Below are 19,676 nucleotides of genomic sequence, written 5' to 3' on the forward strand. Positions count from 1 at the left end.
GCACCCACTGGTCGCCCGGCACCCCCGGGAGGATGGCGATGAGCAGACTGCAGGGCAGCAAGGATTTCTGGATCGGGGCGCTCCGGACGGAGGGTCCGGCTTTCGCGACAGCGGTGGCCGAGGCGCCGCCGGAGACACCGGTGCTGTCCTGTCCGGGCTGGACGGTCAACGACGTCACACTGCACATGGCCGGCATCTACCACTGGGTGTCGTCGTTCGCCGGTTCCGGCCAGACCAGCCAACCGCCTCGGCGGGAGAAGCTCGAGGCCGACCCGGGCGTGAACGCGCTCCAGCTGTGGCAGCAGGGTTACGACCGGGTGATGACCCTCTTCGACGGCCTCGACCCCGAGGCGCCGGCGTGGAACTGGGCCCCGCAGCCGAAGAAGGCCGGTTTCTGGCCGCGTCGGATGGCGCACGAGACGGCTGTGCACCGCTGGGACGCCCAGCTCGCCATCGGGGCTGGCGACCCGGTGGAGGCGAAGCTCGCGGCCGACGGGGTGAGTGAGGTGCTGGACACCTGGCTGCCGGCGGGCCGGCGGCAGGTGCCGGGTGACTGGCACGGGGTGGTGCAGCTCTGCGCGACCGATGCGGCCCAGGAGTGGTATCTGCGGTTGCGCGGCGAGGGGGTGGCGCTGCTCGACACCGCGACCATCTTCGACCACGACGATCACCACGCCCGTGCCCAGGTCAGCGGCACCGCGAGCGACCTGCTGCTGGCGCTCTGGGGTCGGGTGAGCTTCGAGACGCTGGACGTCGTCGGTGACCGCACCCTGTTGGACGGTCTGCGCACCGGCTGACCGATTCAGAACGAACGAGGGCGTCACCCCGGCGGGGGTGGCGCCCTCGTCGGCGTTCGGGGGATCCACCGCGCACCGGGCGCGCTGCACCCGGGCGACCGTCCATCACGGGATCACAACGCTGAGAGAGCGCTCTCTTGACAGCCCGTGGACGACCCACCACCCTGTCGTGAGAGCGCTCTCTTAGCCATCTGCCATCACCCGCCCGCCTTGAGAGAGGTCGATAACCCATGGCTGTCTTCCCGCGCCGCCGCCTCGCCGCGGTGGCCCTCGCCGCCGCCACCGCCCTGCTCGTCACCGCTGGCTGCGGCGGCGGTGACGAGCCGGGCGACGGACCGGTCACGCTGACCGTCGACGTCTTCGGCCAGTTCGGCTACGAGCAGCTCTACCAGGAGTACATGACCGCGAACCCCGGCGTGAAGATCGTCGAGCGCGGCACCGGCACCAACCTCGACGAGTACTCGCCGAAGCTCACCCAGTGGCTCGCCGCCGGCCGGGGCGCAGGCGACGTGGTGGCCATCGAGGAGGGTCTGCTTGTCGAGTACAAGGCCAATCCGGCGAACTTCGTCAACCTGCTGGACCACGGCGCCGCCGACCTCAAGGGCAACTTCCTGGAGTGGAAGTGGAACGCCGGCCTGACCGCCGACGGCAAGCAGCTCATCGGCCTCGGTACCGACGTCGGCGGGATCGCCATGTGCTACCGCAAGGACCTCTTCCAGAAGGCCGGCCTGCCCACCGAGCGCGACGAGGTCTCGAAGCTCTGGCCGACCTGGCCGGACTACATCGCCACTGGTGAGAAGTTCGTCGCGGCCAAGACCGGGGCGTCCTTCCTCGACGGGGCGACCAACACGTTCAACACGATCCTGCTGCAGACCGCCGGCAACAGCAGCGGCTACAGCTACTACGACACCAGCGAGAAGCTGGTCGTCGACAGCAACCCGGCCGTGCGACAGGCCTACGACACCACTATGGACATCATCGACTCGGGCCTCTCCGGCAAGTACGGCTCCTGGTCGGAGGAGTGGGTGTCCGCCTTCAAGCAGTCGAAGTTCGCCACCATCGCCTGCCCCGCCTGGATGACCGGCGTCATCGAGGCCAACGCCGGCACTGACGCCCAGGGCAAGTGGGACATCGCCCGGGTGCCCGGCAACGGCGGCAACTGGGGTGGATCGCACCTCGCCGTGCCCAAGCAGAGCAAGCACCAGGCCGAGGCAATCAAGCTGGCCAAGTTCCTGACCAGCGCCAAGGGGCAGATCGGGGCGTTCAAGGCCAAGGGTCCGCTGCCCTCCTCGCCGCAGGCGCTCGACGACCCGGCGATCACCGGTGCGACCAACGCGTACTTCTCGGGGGCACCGGTCGGCGCCATCTTCGGCACCGGCGCGAAGAGCTTGAAGCCGGTCTACATGGGCCCGAAGAACCAGGCCGTACGGACCGAGGTGGAGAACGCCGTACGGACCGTGGAGCTGGGTCAGCGCAGCCCCGCGCAGGGCTGGACCGACGCGGTGACCAACGCGAAGAAGGCCGCCGCCAAGTAGCCCGAGCGAGCGTGCGGGCGGGCCTCGGAAGCAGAGGTCCCGCCCGCACGACGGAAAGGAGTCCTCGGGCATGACCGTCCAGCTCGACGCCCGTCCGCCGGCCACACCGGCAACCGGTAATCCCCGCCAATCCTCGGGTCGGCTCAGTCGATTCGACACCCGCTTCTCGCCGTACCTCTACATCGCCCCGTTCTTCCTGATCTTCGGCGTCTTCGGGGCGTACCCGCTGGCGTACACCTTCTGGGTGTCGCTGCACGACTGGGACCTGCTCGGAGCCGACCACCCCTTCGTCGGGGCGGAGAACTACACCCGGCTGCTCGCCGACACCGACTTCTGGCACGCGCTCGTCAACACGCTGGGCATCTTCGTCATCTCGACCGTGCCACAGTTGCTCGCCGCGCTCTGGCTGGCCAACCTGCTCAACCGCGGCCTGCGGGCGCGCACCGGTTGGCGGATGGCGGTGCTCGTCCCGAACGTCACGTCCACGGCCGCCGTGGCGATCGTGTTCGGGGTGCTATTCGGCCGCGAGTTCGGCATGATCAACTGGCTGCTCGACCTGGTCGGGATGGATCCGATCGGCTGGAAGTCCAACCGGTTCGCCTCCTGGGTGGCCATCTCCGCGATGGTCGACTGGCGGTGGACCGGCTACAACGCGCTGATCCTGCTGGCCGCGATGCAGGCCATCCCCCGCGACCTGTACGAGGCGGCGGCGATCGACGGCGCCAACCGGGCCCGACAGTTCTGGTCGGTCACCGTGCCACTGCTCAAGCCGACGATCATTTTCTGCACCATCATCGCCACCATCGGCGGCCTGCAACTCTTCACCGAACCCCGGATGTTCAACTCCGGCACCAACCCGATCCGGGGCGGACCGCTCCGCGAGTCGCAGACCCTGACCATGTACATGTTCGAGAACGCCTTCGCCCCGCACTACAACTTCGGATACGGCTCGGCCGTGGCCTGGCTGCTCTTCGCGCTCATCGCGATCGTCGCGGCGGTCAACGTGCTGATCCTGCGCCGGCTCGGCGGCGACCGACCGCAGAAGGGAGCCGCGCGATGAGCCGACTCTGGCGGGCCAGCCCGCTCACCTACCTCGCCCTGGTCGTCGCCGCCGGCCTGTCGGTCTTTCCGATCTGGTGGATGTTCGTCGTCGCCAGCCGCAGCAACGACGCGATGGGCCAACTGCCACCCCCGGTCACCCCCGGCGGCAACCTGGGCGCCAACATCGCCCGGCTGTTCGACAACACCGACGCGTACTTCCTGACCGGTCTGATCAACTCGGCGATCGTGGCCACCACGGTCACCGTGTCCGTGGTGTTCTTCTCCAGCCTGGCCGGGTTCGCCTTCGCCAAGCTGCGGTTCCGTGGCCGCAACGCGATGCTGCTGGTGATCATCGCGACCATGATGGTGCCGACGCAGCTCGGCGTGATCCCGCTCTACCTGCTCATGACCAAGCTGCACTGGAACGACCGGCTGCCCGCGGTCATCGTCCCGGTGCTGGTCACCGGGTTTGGGGTGTTCATGATGCGGCAGTACGCCGGCCAGGCGATCAGCGACGAGCTGATCGAGGCCGCCCGGATGGACGGCTGCGGCACCGCCCGGATCTGGTGGCACGTCGTGCTGCCCGCCCTGCGTCCCGCCGCCGCCGTCCTCGGTCTGCTCACCTTCATGACCACCTGGAACGACTTCCTCTGGCCGTACGCTGTACTGAACGATCCGGCGAATCCGACAGTGCAGCTGTCCCTACGAGCACTGTCGGACGGGTATTACCAGGACATGTCGCAGGTGTTCACCGGAACGGCCATCGCGACGCTGCCCCTGCTACTGGTCTTCGTGTTGTTCGGCCGGCAGATCATCGGCGGAATCATGGAAGGTGCGGTCAAGGCGTGAACGAGCGCAGCGAGCCAACCAACCGGTCCAGCAACGAGATCCGGTTTCCCGAACACTTCCTCTGGGGGGCGGCCACCGCCGCGTACCAGATCGAGGGTGCGGCCCGCGACGACGGTCGCGGTCCGTCCATCTGGGACACCTTCAGCCGTACGCCGGGCAAGGTGTACCAGGGCCACACCGGCGACGTCGCCTGCGACCACTACCACCGGTACGCCGACGACGTCGCGCTGATGGCCGAGCTGGGTCTGCGGGCGTACCGGTTCTCGGTCGCCTGGCCGCGGATCCAGCCCGACGGCACCGGCCCGGCCAACCCCCGTGGGCTGGACTTCTACGACCGGCTCACGGACACGCTGCTGGACCGGGGAATCGACCCGATCGTCACCCTCTACCACTGGGATCTGCCGCAGGCCCTCGGTGACCGGGGTGGCTGGACCAACCGGGACACCGCCGAACACTTCGCCACCTACGCCACCGCGGTGTACGCCCGCCTCGGCGACCGGATCGACGTGTGGACCACGCTCAACGAGCCGTGGTGCTCGGCCTACCTCGGTTACGCCAACGGCCTGCACGCTCCCGGCGAGCAGGATCCGGCGGCGGCCTTCACCGCCGTACACCATCTGCTGCTGGGGCACGGCCTGGCGGCGCGGGCGCTGCGGTCGGCCGGCGCGCGCAGCGTGGGCGTCACCGTCAACCCGGCCGACGTACGCCCGGCCGACCCGCAGAGCGCGGCCGACGCCGCCGCGGTCCGCCTGGTCGACGGCCTGCACAACCGGATCTTCCTCGACCCGCTGCTGGCCGGCGGCTACCCGGACGACGTCCGGGAGCACGTGGCCCGGATCGTCGAGCCGACGTTCATCCGCGACGGCGACGAGAAGCTGATCGCCGCCCCGATCGACCTGCTCGGCATCAACTACTACGCCCCGAGTTACGTGGCCGGTCGGCCCGACGGCGCCGGCAACGGCGCGTATCCGGGCACCGAGGGCGCTGTGCACTTCCTGCCGCCGGCCGGGCCGCTCACCGACATGGGTTGGATGATCGAACCGGCCGGGCTCACCCGGCTGCTGGAGCGGATCGCCGCCGACTACCCCGGAGTGCCGCTGCTGATCACCGAGAACGGTGCGGCGTTCCCCGACAAGCCCGGCGCCGACTCGCCCGACGGCCCGACGCAGGTGATCGACGCCGATCGCATCGCCTACCTCGACGGGCACCTCCGTGCGGCGCACGAGGCGATCGCCCGGGGCGTGGACCTGCGCGGTTATCTCGTATGGTCATTCCTGGACAACTTCGAGTGGGCGGAGGGTTACCGCAAGCGGTTCGGGATCGTGCACGTCGACTACCTGACCCAGCGGCGCACACCGAAGGCCAGCGCCCGGTGGTACCAGGAGGTGATCTCCCGGAACGGGCTGTGACGAGCGGGGGGAAAGCGCGATGACGACGGCGCAGCGGCCGACGCTCGAAGCGGTGGCAGCGCGGGCCGGAGTGTCCCGCGCCACCGTTTCCCGGGTGGTCAACGGCTCCACCACCGTCGCCGAACCGATCCGCGAGGCGGTCACCCGGGCGGTCGCCGAGTTGGGGTACGTCCCCAACCTGGCGGCCCGCAGCCTGGTCACCCAGCGCACCGACTCGATCGCCCTGGTCATGCCGGAGGCGGCCACCCGGGTCTTCTCCGACGACCAGGTCTTCCCCGGCATCATCCGGGGTGTCAGCCAGGAGTTGGAGGCGGCCGACAAGCAACTGGTGCTGATGCTCGCCGGCTCGCCGGCCGGGCACCATCGGGTCGAGCGGTACACCACCGGCCGGCACGTCGACGGCGTGCTCTTCGCGTCGCTGCACGGTGCCGACCCGCTGCCCGGCACGCTGGCCCGACTCGGCATCCCGGTGGTGGTCAGCGGCCGCCCGCTCGGCGACGTGCCGGTCCCGTACGTCGACGTCGACCACGTGGCCGGGGTGACCGCAGCCGTCCGGCACATGATCGACAGCGGTCGTCGACGGATCGCGACCATCGCCGGGCCACAGGACATGGTCGCCGGGATCGAACGGCTCAGCGGTTACCGCAGCACTGTCGCTGACGCGGGGCTGCCCGAGCTGATCGCCATCGGTGACTTCACCAGGGAATCCGGGTCGGCGGCGATGCGCCGCCTGCTCGCGGAGCATCCCGACCTCGACGGCGTCTTCGCCGCCTCCGACCTGATGGCGCACGCCGCCCTGCGGACGCTGCGCGAGGCAGGTCGGCGGGTGCCCGACGACGTGGCGGTGGTCGGCTTCGACGACATCGAGACCGCCGCCTACACCGAGCCGCCGCTGACCACCGTCCGGCAGCCGATCGTGGAACTCGGCCGCCGGATGACCCGCCAACTGCTCCGGCTGGCCGCCGGGGAGAGCATCGAGCAGGCGATCATGCTGCCCACCGAGCTGATCCGTCGCGCCTCCGCCTGACCGCGCCGGGCGATTATTGCGTCGCTCGGGGCTGGCGATCTTGGTTAGCCTCGCCGACATGCGGATTCGTGAGGCGCAACCGGACGACGCCCCGGGTGTGGTGGCCCTGCGGGCGATCGTCTACCCGTACCAGGTGCGCGGGGTCGAGTCGACCCGGAAGATGATCGCCGAGCCGGTACCGGGCAGGGACTGGGCCGCCTTCGTGGCCGAGGTCGATGCCCAGGTCGTCGGTTGGGTGACGGCCCAACGCAACGCCTCGACCTCAACGGCGAACTTCGGTGACATCAACCTCCTGCACGTCCACCCGGAGCACCGGCGGCGCGGCATCGGCACCGCGCTGCTGACGACCGCGACGGGCCACCTCGCCCCGCTGGGGGTCCGCCGGCTCCGCGCCTTCGCCCAGCCGGACGCGCTGCCGTTCGCCCGACGGCACGGCTACCAGCCCAGTCGTGAGCTGCGCTTCTCGGCGCTCGATCTGAACCCGGCACCCGCGCTGCCCGACCCGCCGCCCGGCGTACGGCTGCTCTCGATCTCCGACCTCGACCCGCATCTGCTGTACGCGGCCGACGTGGCCGCATCCGTCGACGAGCCGGGCGACGTGCCGGTCGACTCGATCAGCTACGAGAGCTGGCACTACGACGTCTGGGACAACCTCGGTCTGGACAAGACGGCCAGCATCGCCGCCGTGGTCGATGGTGAGGTCGCCGCCTTCAGCCTGGTGAAGCGGGACGGGGACCGGATGTGGTCGGACTTCACCGGCAGTCTCCCGGCGTACCGGGGGCGGGGCCTCGCCCGGCTCACCAAGACGGCCGCGCTGCACCGGGCTGCCGCGAACGGTGTGCGCGTCGCGTACACCTCGAACGACGAGGCGAACGCGCCGATGCTCGCGATCAACACCCGACTGGGCTACCGCCCGGTGGCAGCCGAGTGGAGCTGCCTGGCCGACCTGACCTAATCAGCGGCCACCCGTGGACTCCGCCGGGGATCCGGTCCTCACCTGGACCGTCATGCCTGTCCGGAGGGTTCGCTGGCGCGCGGGTAGTGCCCGTCGGCGCGGTGTCGCTCCGGTAAGCGATATACCTCAGAGGTATAAATATGACTCCCAGGTATATGGCTCAGCGGCGACACTCCCACCTGAGCGGGCACCGAGGCAGCTAGCGCCATCAAATGATCAAGCTGGAGGATTGGCGGCCTCGCCAACCCAGGCCCCAGGCGACGGGGTTGTCGAATACCCGGCGGGCCAGGCTGATCTCCATGTCAGCTTTCCTCGATCGGCTGGCCCATCGAGCGACGGGCCAGCAACGTGGCACCGGCGACCGCGGCCGGCATGATCAGCACGGCGCCGAGCGGAATCAGGAAGCAGAGGAAGACGGCCACTCCGAAGCCGAGCGCGGTGGGTCGGTCGGCCTTCAGGATCGTTCGACGCTGCGGCAGCCGCATCCCCCGTCGGTAGAAGGGTGCACCAACCAACTCCACGGCGAGGAACCACCCGCCCACGGCCGCCCCGATGACCGGGACGACCGTCTGGCCGACCACCGGGATGAAGCCGGCGACGAAGAGCGGGATGCCGACCAACGCCGTGAGCGCCACCAGGCGTACCGAGTCGGCGAGGCTGCGGCGCAGCGACGACCAGAAGGGCACGTCCACCGCGCCCGGCGTGCCGCCGTACCGCTGCTCGACCTGCTCGGAGATCTTCTCGTAGAACGGGTCGCCGATGACCAGGGTGACAGCGGTGAAGGTGAGCACGCCGAGCAGGCCGCCGAGCCCCAGGAAGGCCAACCCGGCGATCACCCGGACCAGGCTGCGGCCGGTGCTCGACCAGTCGTCGGCGAACGGGGTGACAAGCGCGGCGAGATCGTCCACGAAGTACACGAGCGTGGCGAGCGCGCCCAGGAAGAGCACGCCGGTGATCAGCGCCGGCACGATGCCGAGCAGCATCAGCCCCGGGCTGCGGACGTAGAGGCCCAACCCGCGCAGGAGCAGCCCCGCCCCGGCGAGGAAACGTCCGACGACCCCGGTCACCGGGCTGGCGATTCTGCTGGCATCCACGATCGAGCAGCCTAACCAGCCGAGCTCGCATCCGCCGGGCGGAGTGCTAGCAGTGAGCTCACCACGTACACATCAACCGGTTGACGGACGGCAGTGATCCACCGGGGACGCCGAGGTTCGTCGCCGACCGGTCGATTCGCCGGCGGGCCACCCCGACAACCCTTGAGGGGTACGAAGTCAGCGGCGACGGAAGGCGGCACGATGCCGGTCATCGAGGTGACCCACCTGAAGAAGCGGTACGGCGACCTGGTGGCGGTGGACGACGTGTCGCTCGCCGTGGAGGCCGGGGAGATCTTCGGCGTCCTCGGTCCGAACGGCGCCGGCAAGACCACCACGGTGGAGTGTGTCGCCGGGCTGCGTGTCCCCGACGGGGGCGGGGTGTCGGTCCTCGGGCTCGACCCCCGCCGGGATGCGGCCCAGCTACGCCAGCGGGTCGGGGTGCAACTCCAGGAGAGTCAACTGCCGGACCGGTTGCGGGTGGCCGAGGCACTGGAGCTGTACGCCTCGTTCTACCGCAACCCGGCCGACCCGGCCGAGCTGATCGACAAGCTGGGCCTCGGCGACAAGCGGAACACCGCGTACAAGAAGCTCTCCGGCGGTCAGAAGCAGCGGCTCTCCATCGCGCTGGCCCTCGTGGGCAACCCGGAGATCGCCATCCTCGACGAGCTGACCACCGGGCTGGACCCGCAGGCCCGCCGGGACACCTGGGGCCTCATCGAACAGGTCCGCGACAGCGGGGTGACGATCGTGCTGGTCACGCACTTCATGGAGGAGGCCGAGCGGCTCTGCGACCGGGTCGCGGTGATCGACCGGGGTCGGGTGGTCGCCCTGGACAGCCCGGCGGGCCTGGTGTCGACGGTGGCTCCGGAGCAGCGGATCCGGTTCCGGCCCTCGGCTCCGGTCGACGACCGGCTCCTCACCGACCTGCCCGAGGTGTCCGGCGTGCAGCGAACCGGCAGCCAGGTGGTGGTGACCGGCACCGGTGAGCTGCTGCACGCCGTCACCTCGGTGCTCGCCCGCCACCAGATCGTCGCCGCGGACCTGCGGTTGGAGCAGTCCACCCTCGACGACGCCTTCGTCGAACTGACCGGGCACCGGCCCGCCAACTGAGAGGGAGCCAGCATGCACGCCTTCCGCAACATCCTGAGAACCGAGGCGCGTCTCTACCTGCGAGACCTGCCGACGCTTCTCACCACGATCGGGCTGCCCACAGTGATCCTGGTGGTGCTGGGGCTGGTCCCCTCGCTGCGCAAGCCGGATCCGACCTTCGACGGGCAGACCTTCGTCAGCTATTTCGCCCCGTCGCTGCTGGTGGTCACCCTCGCCATGGTCGGGGTGAACACGCTGCCCTCGGTGCTGGCCACCTACCGGGAACGCGGCGTGCTGCGTCGGCTGGCGACCACCCCGGCGCACCCGGCGGCTCTGCTCGCCGCCCAACTGGTGCTGGCCCTGGCCGGGATCCTGGCCAGCGCGCTGCTGCTCATCCTGGTCGCCCGGCTCGCGTTCGGGGTGCCGTTCCCCCGGCACCCGCTCGGCTTCACGCTGGCGTTCATCCTCGGCACGGCCGCCCTGCTGTCGCTCGGCCTGCTGGTCGCCGCCGTGGCCCGGACGACGAAGGCGGCACAGGCCCTGGCCGTGCCGCTGTTCCTGGTCACCATGTTCTTCGGCGGGGTCTACCTGCCCCGGTTCCTGCTCCCGGACGTCGTGGCGCGGATCGGCGACTACACGCCGCCCGGGGTGCAGGCGCTCCTCGACGCCTGGACCGGCACGTCGCCGCAACCGCTGCACCTGGCGATAATGGCGGTGATCGCCGTGGCGGCCGGCGTCGGCGCGGCGAGACTGTTCCGCTGGGAGTGAGCGGAGATGCGATGACCTGCAACGGTGGGCACGACCGTCTGACCAGTTGGCGAGAGCGCGAGGCGGCCCTCTATCGCGTGCTCCCCTTCGGCGGTCTGACCCTGGGCACCCTGCTGGCCCTCGTCGCACCGGCACCCCAGCACCTCGGGGCGCTGCCCACCCTCGCCGTCGCCGTGGCGGCCGGATGCTGGGTCGCCTGGTTCGTCACACTGCACCCCGGCTGGCAGAGCCGGCGCACGCTGATGGCGGTCTACTACGCCGGGCTGCTCACGTTCGCCGCCGCGCTGGTGGCCGCCAGCCCGTGGTACGGCTTCTTCGCCTGGATCGGCTACATCCACGCCTTTCCGGTGCTGCCCGGGCGCTGGCGGGTCGTCGGCGTGGTCACCACGGCCACCCTCGTCGCCACCTCTCAGGGCGGTGGTCTGTCGGTGGCGGTGTCGCACTGGCCGCTCTGGTTGGTGCTGGTGCTGTTCAACCTGGTGGTCGCCGGCTCGGTGACCTGGTTCGCGATGATCGCCGAACAGGAGGACGCCAGACGCAAGCGATTGGTGGCGGAACTCGGCGAGACCAACCGCCAACTCACCGAGACGGTCAGTGAGAACGCCGGGCTCCACGCCCAACTACTCACCCAGGCCCGGGAGGCCGGCGTGCTGGACGAACGGCAACGGATGGCGCGCGAGATCCACGACACCCTGGCGCAGGGGTTGACCGGCATCATCACCCAGTTGGAGGCGGCCGAGCAGACCCGCGACCGGTCTGCCGACTGGCGCCGGCACGTCGACAATGCGCTCGCCCTGGCCCGGGAGAGCCTCACCGAGGCCCGCCGTTCGGTACAGGCGGTCCGTCCGGAACCGTTGGAGACGGCCCGGCTACCGGACGCCCTCGTCGAGCTGGGCGGACGCTGGTCGGCCCTGAACGGGGTACGGGCCGACGTGGCCACCACCGGCACGCCCCGCCCACTGCACCCGGAGGTCGAGGTGACCCTGCTACGGGCCGCCCAGGAGGCGCTGTCCAACGTGGCCCGGCACGCCGCCGCGTCCCGGGTCGGGCTGACCCTGTCGTACATGGCGGACGTGGTCACGCTCGACGTCCGTGACGACGGGGCGGGCTTCGACCTCACCGATCAGCCGCTGCCCCGTGAGCCGGGCGGCGGGTACGGGCTGACCGTCATGCGGCAACGGGTGACAGGGGTCGGTGGCGAGTTGGCCGTCGAATCCGAGCCGGGCAGCGGCACCGCCATCTCGGCGTCCGTTCCCGCGCTACCCGGAGGTGCCGGTTGACCGCCCCGGTTCGGCTGCTGATCGTCGACGACCATCCGGTGGTGCGGGACGGCCTGCGGGGGATGTTCACCGGCGACCCCGATTTCGAGGTGGTGGGCGAGGCGGCGGACGGTTCGGAGGCGTTGGTCCTGGTCGCGACGCTGCGGCCGGACGTGGTGCTGATGGATCTGCGGATGCCCGGCATGGACGGGGTGACCGCCATCGGCAGGCTGGCTCGCGCCGGCAGCGCCGCCCGGGTGCTGGTGCTCACCACCTACGACACGGACGCGGACGTGCTGCCGGCGATCGAGGCCGGTGCGACCGGTTACCTGCTCAAGGACACACCTCGGGAGGATCTGGTTCGGGCGGTCCGGGCCGCGGCCCGGGGTGAGTCGGTGCTCGCGCCGAGCGTCGCCGGCCGGCTGATGGGCCGGCTGCGCGCTCCCGCCGAGGAGCCGCTCAGTCAACGGGAGCTTGAGGTGCTCACCCTGGTGGCCCGGGGTGCCTCCAACCGGGAGGCGGCGACCCGCCTGTTCATCAGCGAGGCCACCGTCAAGACGCACCTGCTGCACCTGTACGCCAAGCTCGGGGTCAACGACCGGGCCGCCGCGGTGGCCACCGCGTACGACCGGGGGTTGCTGACGCCCGGCGGGCGGTGAGCGGCACCGGGCAGGATGGGCGGGTGCGCGCGTCCCGACTGATCTCGTTGCTGTTGCTGTTGCAGTCGCGCGGGTCCATGACCGCGAGCGAGTTGGCTCGGGAGCTGGAGATTTCCGAGCGGACCGTCTATCGGGACGTTCTGGCGCTCTCCGCGGCGGGTGTGCCGGTCTACGCCGACCGGGGGCGGGCCGGCGGTTACCGACTGCTCGGCGGGTACCGCACCCGGCTGACCGGGCTGACCCGGGACGAGGCGGAGGCGCTCTTCCTCGCCGGGCTGCCCGGGCCGGCCGGCGAGATGGGGCTCGCCGACGCTGTCGCGTCCGCCGAGCTGAAGGTGCTCGCCGCGCTGCCACCCGCCCTGCGCGACGCGCCGGCCCGTGCCGGGCAGCGGTTCCACCTGGACGTGCCGGGCTGGTTCCGGGAGACCGCACCACCGCTCTGGCTGCCGGAGCTGGCCCGGGCGGTCTGGGGCGATTGGGTGGTGGAGCTGCGCTACCGACGCGGCGACCAGGAGGCGACCCGCCAGGTCGAGCCGTACGGCCTGGTGCTCAAGAGCGGGGTCTGGTATCTGGTCGGCCGGGTCGGCGACGACGTGCGCACCTACCGGGTGGACCGGGTCACCGGGGTCGAGGTGGGCGACGAGCACTTCGACCGCGACGAGGGCTTCGACCTGGCCGGGCACTGGCGCGAGCAGGCCGGGTCGTTCCTGCGGACCATGCTGCGGGCAGAGGTCGCCGTCCGGCTGAGCCCCGCCGGCCTGCGCCAGCTCCGGCACCTGGTCGATGCCCCCTTCGTGTACGACGAACTGGTCGCCGCCGCCAGCCCACCCGACGGGCAGGGCTGGGTGGTGACGCGGGTGCCCGTCGAGTCGGTCCAGGTGGCGTACCACCAACTGCTGGGGCTCGGCCCCGAGGTGGAGGTCCTCGACCCACCCGAGCTGCGCCAGTTGTTCGCGGCGAGCGCCGAGCGGCTCGCCGCGCTCTACCGGTAGCCGGTCACGTCCGCCGGCTTGCCCGCGTCGACCACCTCGGTGATGTAGCGGAAACCCTCGGGTTGGCTGCCGTCGAGGTCGGTGAAGCCGTACACCTTGGACAGCGTGCCGGCGTCGACGGATCTGCCGCTCCAGCGGGCCTTCTCCTCGTCGGCGGCGAGCGCGGCCACTGCCCGGCCGACGAAGGCCGGGGTCTCCGAGATGAGGAAGTTCGGGTCGGTGGCGGCACCGTCGCGCCAGTTCTCCTCGGTCACGCCGAAGTGCTCCAGCATCGCCTCGGAACGGATCCAGCCGGGGGTGAGCGCCACGGCCGTGCAGCCGTGCGGCTTCAGCTCGTGCGCCTGGCTGAAGGCGAGCCGGTTGACCGAGACCTTGGCCAGGTCGTAGAAGACCGACAGCCGGTAGTTCTCGTCGTTGTACGCCTTGGTGCCGTCGCCCATCTCCACCACCAGGCCGCCGGGCTTGCGGATCAGCAGCGGCAGGGCGAAGTGGCTGGTGATGATGTGCGTGTCGACGGCCAGACGCAGGGTACGGAAGCCGGCGTCGAGCGGCTGCTCCCAGACCGGCTTGTCCCAGGTGACCATTGGGTCGCCGCCCCAGATGTCGTTCACCAGCACGTCGAGTTGACCCTGCTCGGCGTCGATCCGGGCGACCAGGTCGCGGACCTGCTCGGGCACCAGGTGGTCGACCTGAACGGCGATGCCGGTGCCGCCGGCCGCGCTGACCAGCTCGGCGGTCTCCTCGATGGTCTCCGGTCGGTCCATCTCCGAGCGGCCGGCCCGGGTGCTGCGACCGGTGGCGTAGACCGTGGCACCGGCCGCGCCGAGCTGAACGGCGATCTGCCGCCCGGCACCACGGGTGGCACCGGCGACGAGCGCGATCTTTCCTGTGAGCGGTTGTGTCATGCCTGCGACGTTGTCAGGAATACCTGACAACCGACGTCCGAATTCAGTACTCGATCTAATCGACCAGTCGGACCCGGACCCGGCGGTTGGCCCGGCCCTTGCTCTCCACCTTGACCACCTGGACCTTGCCGATCTGGGCGGTGGAGGCGACGTGGGTGCCGCCGTCGGCCTGCACGTCCAGCCCGACGATGTCGACGATCCGGACCTCCTGCTCATCCGGCGGAATGAGGTTGGACTGGGTACGGATGATGTCCGGCAGGGCCAGCGCCTCGGTGCGCGGCAGCACCCGGGTGGCGACCGAGCGGTCGGCGGCCACCTCGGCGTTGACCAGCTCCTCGATGCGGCTCTTGAAGTCCGGGGGCACCTCGGGGAGGTTGAAGTCCATCCGGGCCTCGCCCGGCTCCATGTTGCCGCCGGTGACCAGCGCGCCGAAGTCGCGGAACACCACACCGCAGAGCACGTGCAGCCCGGAGTGGGTACGCATCAGTCGGGTGCGGCGCTCGTCCTCCACCGCGCCGACGACCTCGGTGCCGACCGGCGGCAGCGGGTCGCCCTCGGCGGGAATCAGGTAGGGGTCGTCGCCCTTGCGGGTGCCGACGATCCGGGTCTGCACGCCCTGCCAGAGCAGGACGCCGTGGTCGGGTGGTTGACCACCGCCGCCCGGGTAGAACGCCGAACGGTCCAGCACGATGCCCTGCTCCGCATCGGAGTGCAGGACCGTGCACGTCCATTCGCGCAGTGTCGGGTCGGCAAGGTCCAGCCGGTGCGTCCGGCCATGCTGTGTGACGCCCATGACAGGGCAGGTTACTCGTTCAGGAAGCCGGAGATGCGGTCCCGCAGATCGGCGCGTTCCGACCAGAGCACGCCGGGCCGGTCGTACACGTGCAGGGTGGCCTGGGGCAGCGCGACGGCGAGCCGCTCGGCGACCTCGACAGGGTGCAGGTCGTCGCCCGCGCAACCGATCACCAACGCCGGCGCGGTGACCGCCGTCAGGTCACCGATCTGGCGCAGCGGGGTCTGGTCGGTGAGCGTGGCCAGACCGTCGGCCAGACCGTCGCGGAGCAGTTGGTCGAGCCGTTGTCGCAGGTAGGCCCAGCCGGCCGGGGTGTTGCGCACCGCCGGGGGCAGCTCCAGCGTGACGATGTCGGCGACCGCCGAGGCGTCCCCGCTCTCCACCGCCTCCAGCAGGTCGGTGACGCGCTCCCGGGCGAGCGGCCCGCGTGGCTCGTCGAGGACCGCCGGCAGGAAGAAGACCAGCTTGTCGAAACGCTCCGGGCTCTCCACGAGGAGTCGACAGAGGGCACCCGCGCCGAGGCTCGCGCCGAACGCCCGGCTGGCGCCGCCGAGATCGGCGATCGCCCGCAGGTCCCGGGCCAGGTCCAGGTAGTCCCAGGGCCCGTCCGGGGCTTCGGAGCGGCCGTGCCCGCGGAACTGGAAGAACACCTTGCGGCCGTTCACCCCACTGCCGAACGGGCGGGTGGTGGCGATGCCGTTGCCCAGCCCGTGCGCGAACACGGTGACCGGATCACCGGTGCCGGTGACCAGCCGCTCCAGCCGTACGCCGTGCGGGGTGGTGACCAGCTCGGTCTCCGGCTCCGGCAGCGCCGGCCGGCCGGTACGCGGCCCACCCGGCCCGGGCCCCCAGGTGCGGGGCCCGCTGTCGGGTGGGGGCGGCCAGCGAAAACCTCTCACCAGAACCCTTTACCGTCGCTCAGGTCGCGCAGACCGACCCGTACGTCGAGCAGGTAGATGAGCGCGGCGGCGATGCCGATCAGTCCGAAGAGGCTGATCGGACCGAAACCGAGCAGGGTGAGCACGAGGCAGACCGCCAGGATGGCGATCCAGCCGCCCTTGGGCAGCGTCCCGATGGCGGGGAAGGCGTCGGAGCGCTGCGTGACGGCGTGCACCAGCGCGACACCCTGGATGATCAGCGCGAAGACGAGCAGGATCAGCTCGATCACGTAGCGGACTTCGAACGCGAAGATCGGCGCGGCGTTGGCCATGTCGGCCAGTTTATGTCCACGACCCCGGCTACGTCCGACAAGGACGCCGCCGGGGTCGTCGACCCGACGAGCTACTCGGCCGCCGGGCGGGTCCGCTTGGTGGCCCGGGGGAGCTTCGCCGACGGGGTCTCGGCCGGCTTGGCAGCCTTCGGCGCGCGGGCGACCTTCTTGACCGCGGCCGGCTTGGCCTCGGCGATCTCGGCCACGTCGGCCGGGGTCGGCGCGTCGGCGGGGGCCGCAACGGTGGGGGTGGTGGCGGCCGCGGTGGTGGCCGGCGTCACGGCCTCGGTGGCCTCGATGTCGGCGTTGACCGTCTCGGCGGCCTCCAGCACGCCGGCACCGACGACCCGCTCGCCCCGGGCGACCAGCGCGCCGTACGCGGCGAACGCGCGCTCCTGTGCGACCTGGGCGCCAGCGACCACCAGGGCGGCGTTGCGGGTCGCGGCGGCGCGCAGCTTGTCGATGTCGGCCACCTCGCGCAGCTTCGCCAGGTCGGCGGTCTCGTTGGCGGTGCGCAGCGTCTCGGTGGCCTTCTGCTTCAACTCGAAGCCGGTCAGCACGGCCCGGCCACCCAGGTCGGCGACGACCCGGGTGCTGAGGACGCCGACCACGGCCGGCAGCTTGCGCAGCTGCTCGATGGCCAGCTCACCGGCGCCGGCTGCGGCGTAGATCGGGGCGGGGATGCGGTTGGTCTTCGGCTCGCTCATGACGTCTCCTCTTCGGCCGCCTCGGCGGCCTTCTTCTTCTGGGGGATGCTGGTGCTGCCCGGGGCGGGGGCAGTGCCCGCCTCGGTGACGGCGACCGACTCGAGCACGGCCTCGGTCGGGGTGCCGCCCACGGTGGTGGGGCCGGTGGCGGCCACATTGGCCAGGTCCGCAGCCTGGCTGGCGGGCTGGTCGGCCTGCGCCGCCTCGGCTTCGGCCTGGGCCTCGGTCAGCCGGGTGTTCTCCCGGCGGAACGTCTCGTAGATCTGACTGAGCGACTGCTTCTGCGCCATCGTCAGGTCGGCGTCCACGGCGATGGCGGCGAGCACCCCGTGGCCTTCCTTGTCGTCGAGCAGGCCGGCGCGCAGGTACATCGCCGGCGTGGAGACCCGCAGCGCGCTCGCCAGTTGCTGGAGCACCTCGGCGCTGGGTTTGCGCAGGCCGCGCTCGATCTGGCTGAGGTACGGGTTGCTGACCCCCGCCTGCTCGGCGAGCTGCCGAAGCGAGATCTTGGCGTTGCGCCGCAGATCGCGGATGAACCCGCCGACGTCGGGAAGGTCCTTGGGTGTGGCCATGGCAGCGACGCTAACCGCCCGCGCTAGCTGTTGCAAGCAAAACGCTAACCATAGTTAGCAAGGTCTCAGGACCCCGTTTGCGCGCCGCTCGGCCGATCCGTACGGTCCGTCCGTGCACAAGATCACAGTCAATGGAGCAAGCATCGCGTACGACGAGGCCGGCACCGGTTCGCCCGTCGTCCTGCTGCACGCCGGAATCGCCGACCGACGGATGTGGCGAGGACAGGTGTCCGCGCTCGCCGCCCGGCACCGGGTGATCATCCCGGACCTGCGCGGCTACGGAGACTCGGAGCTCCCGCCGACCCCGTTCACGCACCACGACGACGTGGCCGGGCTGCTGGACGCGCTCGACCTGCCCCGGGCCGCCCTGGTCGGCTGCTCCTTCGGCGGGGCGGTCGCCATCGACACCGCGCTGGCCCACCCCGACCGGGTGAGCGCGCTCGCGCTGTTCGACACGGCGGTCTCCGGCAACGAGTGGTCCGACGAGGCGAACGACCTCTGGGACGGCCTGGTCGGCGAGGTCGACCCGGACGACTTCGTCGCCGGCGCGGCCGGTGAGGTGCGGTTCTGGGTGGTCGGCCCGCGCCGCCAGCCGGAGGACGTCGACAGGGAGCTGATCGCGTTCGCGCAGGAGATGGACCAGCGTGCCCTCGCCGCCGAACTGGCGCTCGGCGCGGTCGAGGTGGGAGAGCTGTCGCCACCGGCGATCGGTCGTCTCGGTGAGCTGAAGATCCCCGTCCTGGTCACCGCCGGCGCCGCGGACGTGCCGGACATCAGTCGGCTCGCCGACCGGATCGCCGCCGAGGTCCCCGGCGCGGTACGACTGCCCGACGTGCCGGACGCCGCGCACCTGCTGCCGTTGGAGCGTCCGGAGCCGGTCAACGCCGCACTGCTCGACTTCCTGAGCTAGCCACCACCGCCGCCGACGGGCCTGACGTCGCGACGAGCGCTATACCTCAGAGTCATATTTATGCCTGTGAGGTATAGCGCTCGTTCCGGAGTTGGCCGCCGGGTCGGGCAGCCGGGCCGCCGGCCAGCAGGCCAGCGCTGTCACCAGAGCGGGCGGACCGCCCCGACCGGGACCCCGCCACCGAAGAGCGGCACCTCGGCGTACTCGGCCAGCACCGGAGCGTCCACGCCGAGCCGGCGCAGCGCGGAGACCAGGACCGGCATCCGGGCCCGGTCGGCGCCGTCGTCGATCTTCAGTGCGACGGCACCGACGCCCGGCAGTGCCACGGCGATCACGCCCTCGGCACCGACCTTGGCCAGCAGCCCCGGGACACCCCGCATCAGCCGGGTGTCGTCGGCCTGGGTGCCACCCACGATCTCCGGGTACGCCCGCATCGCGTCGGCCACCGTGCGCGGCACCGAGCCGGGCTCGGCGTCGACCAGCCGGAGGTACGCCCCGGCCAGACCGGCCAGCGACACCGCGAGGACCGGGGCTCCGCAACCGTCGACCCCCACCGCCGCCGCCTGCTCGCCGGTGAACTCCTCGATGGCGGCCCGCAGCCGCTGCTGAAGCGGGTGCTCCGGCCGCCAGTAGCCCTCCCGGGACCAACCGGCGGCCTCGCAGGTCAACAGCATCCCGCTGTGCTTGCCGGAGCAGTTCATCTGCACCCGGCTCGGGCCGCCACCGGCCCGGAGCACCGCCTCCCGGGCCGCGGCCCCCACCGGCAGGTCGGGCGGGCAGTGCAACGCCGACGCGTCCAACCCGGCGCGCTCCAGCAGCGCACCGACCCGGGCCAGGTGGAATTCCTCGCCGGCGTGGCTCGCCGAGACCAGCGCCACGTCGGCCGGGTCGGTCAGGGCCAGGCCGGCCCGGAGCATCCCGATCGCCTGCATCGGCTTGCTGGCCGAGCGGGGGAAGATCGGCGAGGTCACGTCCCCGGCGGACGCCACCGCGACACCGGCGGCGTCCAGCACCACCACCGAGCCGCGGTGCGCACCCTCCACGAACCCCGACCGGACCACCTCGGCGAGCGGCGCGCCGCCCTCGTACGTCTTCGTCACGCGCT

General features: G+C 71.2%; 21 protein-coding genes. 13 read left to right on the forward strand and 8 right to left on the reverse strand.

Annotation, left to right across the window (positions count from 1 at the left end):
- Positions 1-38: 38 nt before the first annotated feature.
- The 7 genes from GA0070561_RS19530 (at position 39) to GA0070561_RS19560 (ending at position 7,613) form a co-directional block, all read left to right on the forward strand.
- Entirely contained in the window at positions 39-797 is a 759-nt protein-coding gene (locus tag GA0070561_RS19530) for a maleylpyruvate isomerase family mycothiol-dependent enzyme (RefSeq protein WP_091402783.1), read from the forward strand.
- 230 nt (positions 798-1,027) lie between these two features.
- Positions 1,028-2,332 (forward strand): ABC transporter substrate-binding protein, encoded by a 1,305-nt coding sequence (locus tag GA0070561_RS19535; RefSeq protein WP_091402786.1) that lies wholly within the window; start codon positions 1,028-1,030, stop codon positions 2,330-2,332.
- A gap of 70 nt (positions 2,333-2,402) precedes the next feature.
- Positions 2,403-3,392: a carbohydrate ABC transporter permease gene (locus GA0070561_RS19540; RefSeq protein WP_091402789.1), complete on the forward strand. Its 990-nt coding sequence runs from the start codon at positions 2,403-2,405 to the stop codon at positions 3,390-3,392.
- Positions 3,389-4,222 (forward strand): carbohydrate ABC transporter permease, encoded by an 834-nt coding sequence (locus GA0070561_RS19545; RefSeq protein WP_091402792.1) that lies wholly within the window; start codon positions 3,389-3,391, stop codon positions 4,220-4,222. Before GA0070561_RS19540 ends, GA0070561_RS19545 begins: the two co-directional genes overlap by 4 nt.
- Entirely contained in the window at positions 4,219-5,631 is a 1,413-nt protein-coding gene (locus GA0070561_RS19550; protein ID WP_091402795.1) for a GH1 family beta-glucosidase, read from the forward strand. Before GA0070561_RS19545 ends, GA0070561_RS19550 begins: the two co-directional genes overlap by 4 nt.
- 19 nt (positions 5,632-5,650) lie before the next feature.
- The gene (locus GA0070561_RS19555) at positions 5,651-6,658 is read left to right on the forward strand and encodes a LacI family DNA-binding transcriptional regulator (RefSeq protein WP_091402797.1); all 1,008 of its coding nucleotides are present in this window, start codon (positions 5,651-5,653) and stop codon (positions 6,656-6,658) included.
- A 58-nt stretch (positions 6,659-6,716) separates the two neighbouring features.
- A complete protein-coding gene (locus tag GA0070561_RS19560) occupies positions 6,717-7,613 on the forward strand; it encodes a GNAT family N-acetyltransferase (RefSeq protein WP_091402800.1) in 897 nt (298 codons plus the stop codon).
- Positions 7,614-7,915: 302 nt separating this feature from the next.
- Here the strand turns inward: GA0070561_RS19560 and GA0070561_RS19565 are convergent, their stop codons facing one another.
- Positions 7,916-8,707: an EI24 domain-containing protein gene (locus GA0070561_RS19565; RefSeq protein ID WP_091402803.1), complete on the reverse strand. Its 792-nt coding sequence runs from the start codon at positions 8,705-8,707 to the stop codon at positions 7,916-7,918.
- A 201-nt stretch (positions 8,708-8,908) separates the two neighbouring features.
- Between GA0070561_RS19565 and GA0070561_RS19570 the strand changes: the two genes are divergently transcribed.
- Genes GA0070561_RS19570 through GA0070561_RS19590 form a run of 5 tightly spaced genes read left to right on the forward strand, consistent with a single transcriptional unit; the run spans position 8,909 to position 13,474 of the window.
- A complete protein-coding gene (locus tag GA0070561_RS19570) occupies positions 8,909-9,817 on the forward strand; it encodes an ABC transporter ATP-binding protein (protein ID WP_091402806.1) in 909 nt (302 codons plus the stop codon).
- A 12-nt stretch (positions 9,818-9,829) separates the two neighbouring features.
- Entirely contained in the window at positions 9,830-10,564 is a 735-nt protein-coding gene (locus GA0070561_RS19575) for an ABC transporter permease (protein ID WP_091402808.1), read from the forward strand.
- A gap of 11 nt (positions 10,565-10,575) precedes the next feature.
- Complete coding sequence (locus GA0070561_RS19580; RefSeq protein WP_167362444.1) at positions 10,576-11,844, forward strand: sensor histidine kinase; 1,269 nt, start codon at positions 10,576-10,578, stop codon at positions 11,842-11,844.
- Positions 11,841-12,482 carry a response regulator gene (locus GA0070561_RS19585; protein ID WP_091402812.1) on the forward strand — a complete coding sequence of 214 codons (642 nt, stop codon included), beginning with the start codon at positions 11,841-11,843 and terminating at the stop codon, positions 12,480-12,482. Before GA0070561_RS19580 ends, GA0070561_RS19585 begins: the two co-directional genes overlap by 4 nt.
- A gap of 23 nt (positions 12,483-12,505) precedes the next feature.
- Positions 12,506-13,474 carry a helix-turn-helix transcriptional regulator gene (locus tag GA0070561_RS19590; RefSeq protein ID WP_091402814.1) on the forward strand — a complete coding sequence of 323 codons (969 nt, stop codon included), beginning with the start codon at positions 12,506-12,508 and terminating at the stop codon, positions 13,472-13,474.
- Here the strand turns inward: GA0070561_RS19590 and GA0070561_RS19595 are convergent.
- The 6 genes from GA0070561_RS19595 to GA0070561_RS19620 form a co-directional block, all read right to left on the reverse strand.
- Complete coding sequence (locus GA0070561_RS19595) at positions 13,465-14,379, reverse strand: SDR family oxidoreductase (protein WP_091402816.1); 915 nt, start codon at positions 14,377-14,379, stop codon at positions 13,465-13,467. The genes GA0070561_RS19590 and GA0070561_RS19595 overlap by 10 nt on opposite strands.
- A 55-nt stretch (positions 14,380-14,434) precedes the next feature.
- Positions 14,435-15,172 (reverse strand): alanyl-tRNA editing protein, encoded by a 738-nt coding sequence (locus tag GA0070561_RS19600; protein ID WP_091402819.1) that lies wholly within the window; start codon positions 15,170-15,172, stop codon positions 14,435-14,437.
- Positions 15,173-15,183: 11 nt separating this feature from the next.
- A complete protein-coding gene (locus GA0070561_RS19605) occupies positions 15,184-16,071 on the reverse strand; it encodes an alpha/beta fold hydrolase (protein WP_091402823.1) in 888 nt (295 codons plus the stop codon).
- Positions 16,068-16,382, reverse strand: a complete 315-nt coding sequence (locus GA0070561_RS19610; protein ID WP_030327754.1) for a DUF2516 family protein — start codon at positions 16,380-16,382, stop codon at positions 16,068-16,070. Before GA0070561_RS19610 ends, GA0070561_RS19605 begins: the two co-directional genes overlap by 4 nt.
- Before the next feature lie 71 nt (positions 16,383-16,453).
- Complete coding sequence (locus GA0070561_RS19615; RefSeq protein WP_091402826.1) at positions 16,454-17,089, reverse strand: hypothetical protein; 636 nt, start codon at positions 17,087-17,089, stop codon at positions 16,454-16,456.
- Positions 17,086-17,661, reverse strand: coding sequence for a helix-turn-helix domain-containing protein (locus tag GA0070561_RS19620; RefSeq protein WP_091402828.1), 576 nt, complete (start codon positions 17,659-17,661; stop codon positions 17,086-17,088). The genes GA0070561_RS19615 and GA0070561_RS19620 overlap by 4 nt, the downstream gene beginning before the upstream one ends.
- Positions 17,662-17,773: 112 nt before the next feature.
- Here GA0070561_RS19620 and GA0070561_RS19625 point away from each other — a divergent pair, with 112 nt between their 5' ends.
- Complete coding sequence (locus tag GA0070561_RS19625; RefSeq protein ID WP_091402831.1) at positions 17,774-18,571, forward strand: alpha/beta fold hydrolase; 798 nt, start codon at positions 17,774-17,776, stop codon at positions 18,569-18,571.
- 140 nt (positions 18,572-18,711) lie between these two features.
- Here GA0070561_RS19625 and GA0070561_RS19630 read toward each other — a convergent pair whose 3' ends face one another.
- The gene (locus GA0070561_RS19630) at positions 18,712-19,671 is read right to left on the reverse strand and encodes an asparaginase (RefSeq protein ID WP_091402834.1); all 960 of its coding nucleotides are present in this window, start codon (positions 19,669-19,671) and stop codon (positions 18,712-18,714) included.
- Positions 19,672-19,676 lie beyond the last annotated feature (5 nt).

Origin of the sequence: Micromonospora saelicesensis (assembly GCF_900091575.1) — a bacterium.
GTDB lineage: Bacteria > Actinomycetota > Actinomycetes > Mycobacteriales > Micromonosporaceae > Micromonospora > Micromonospora saelicesensis.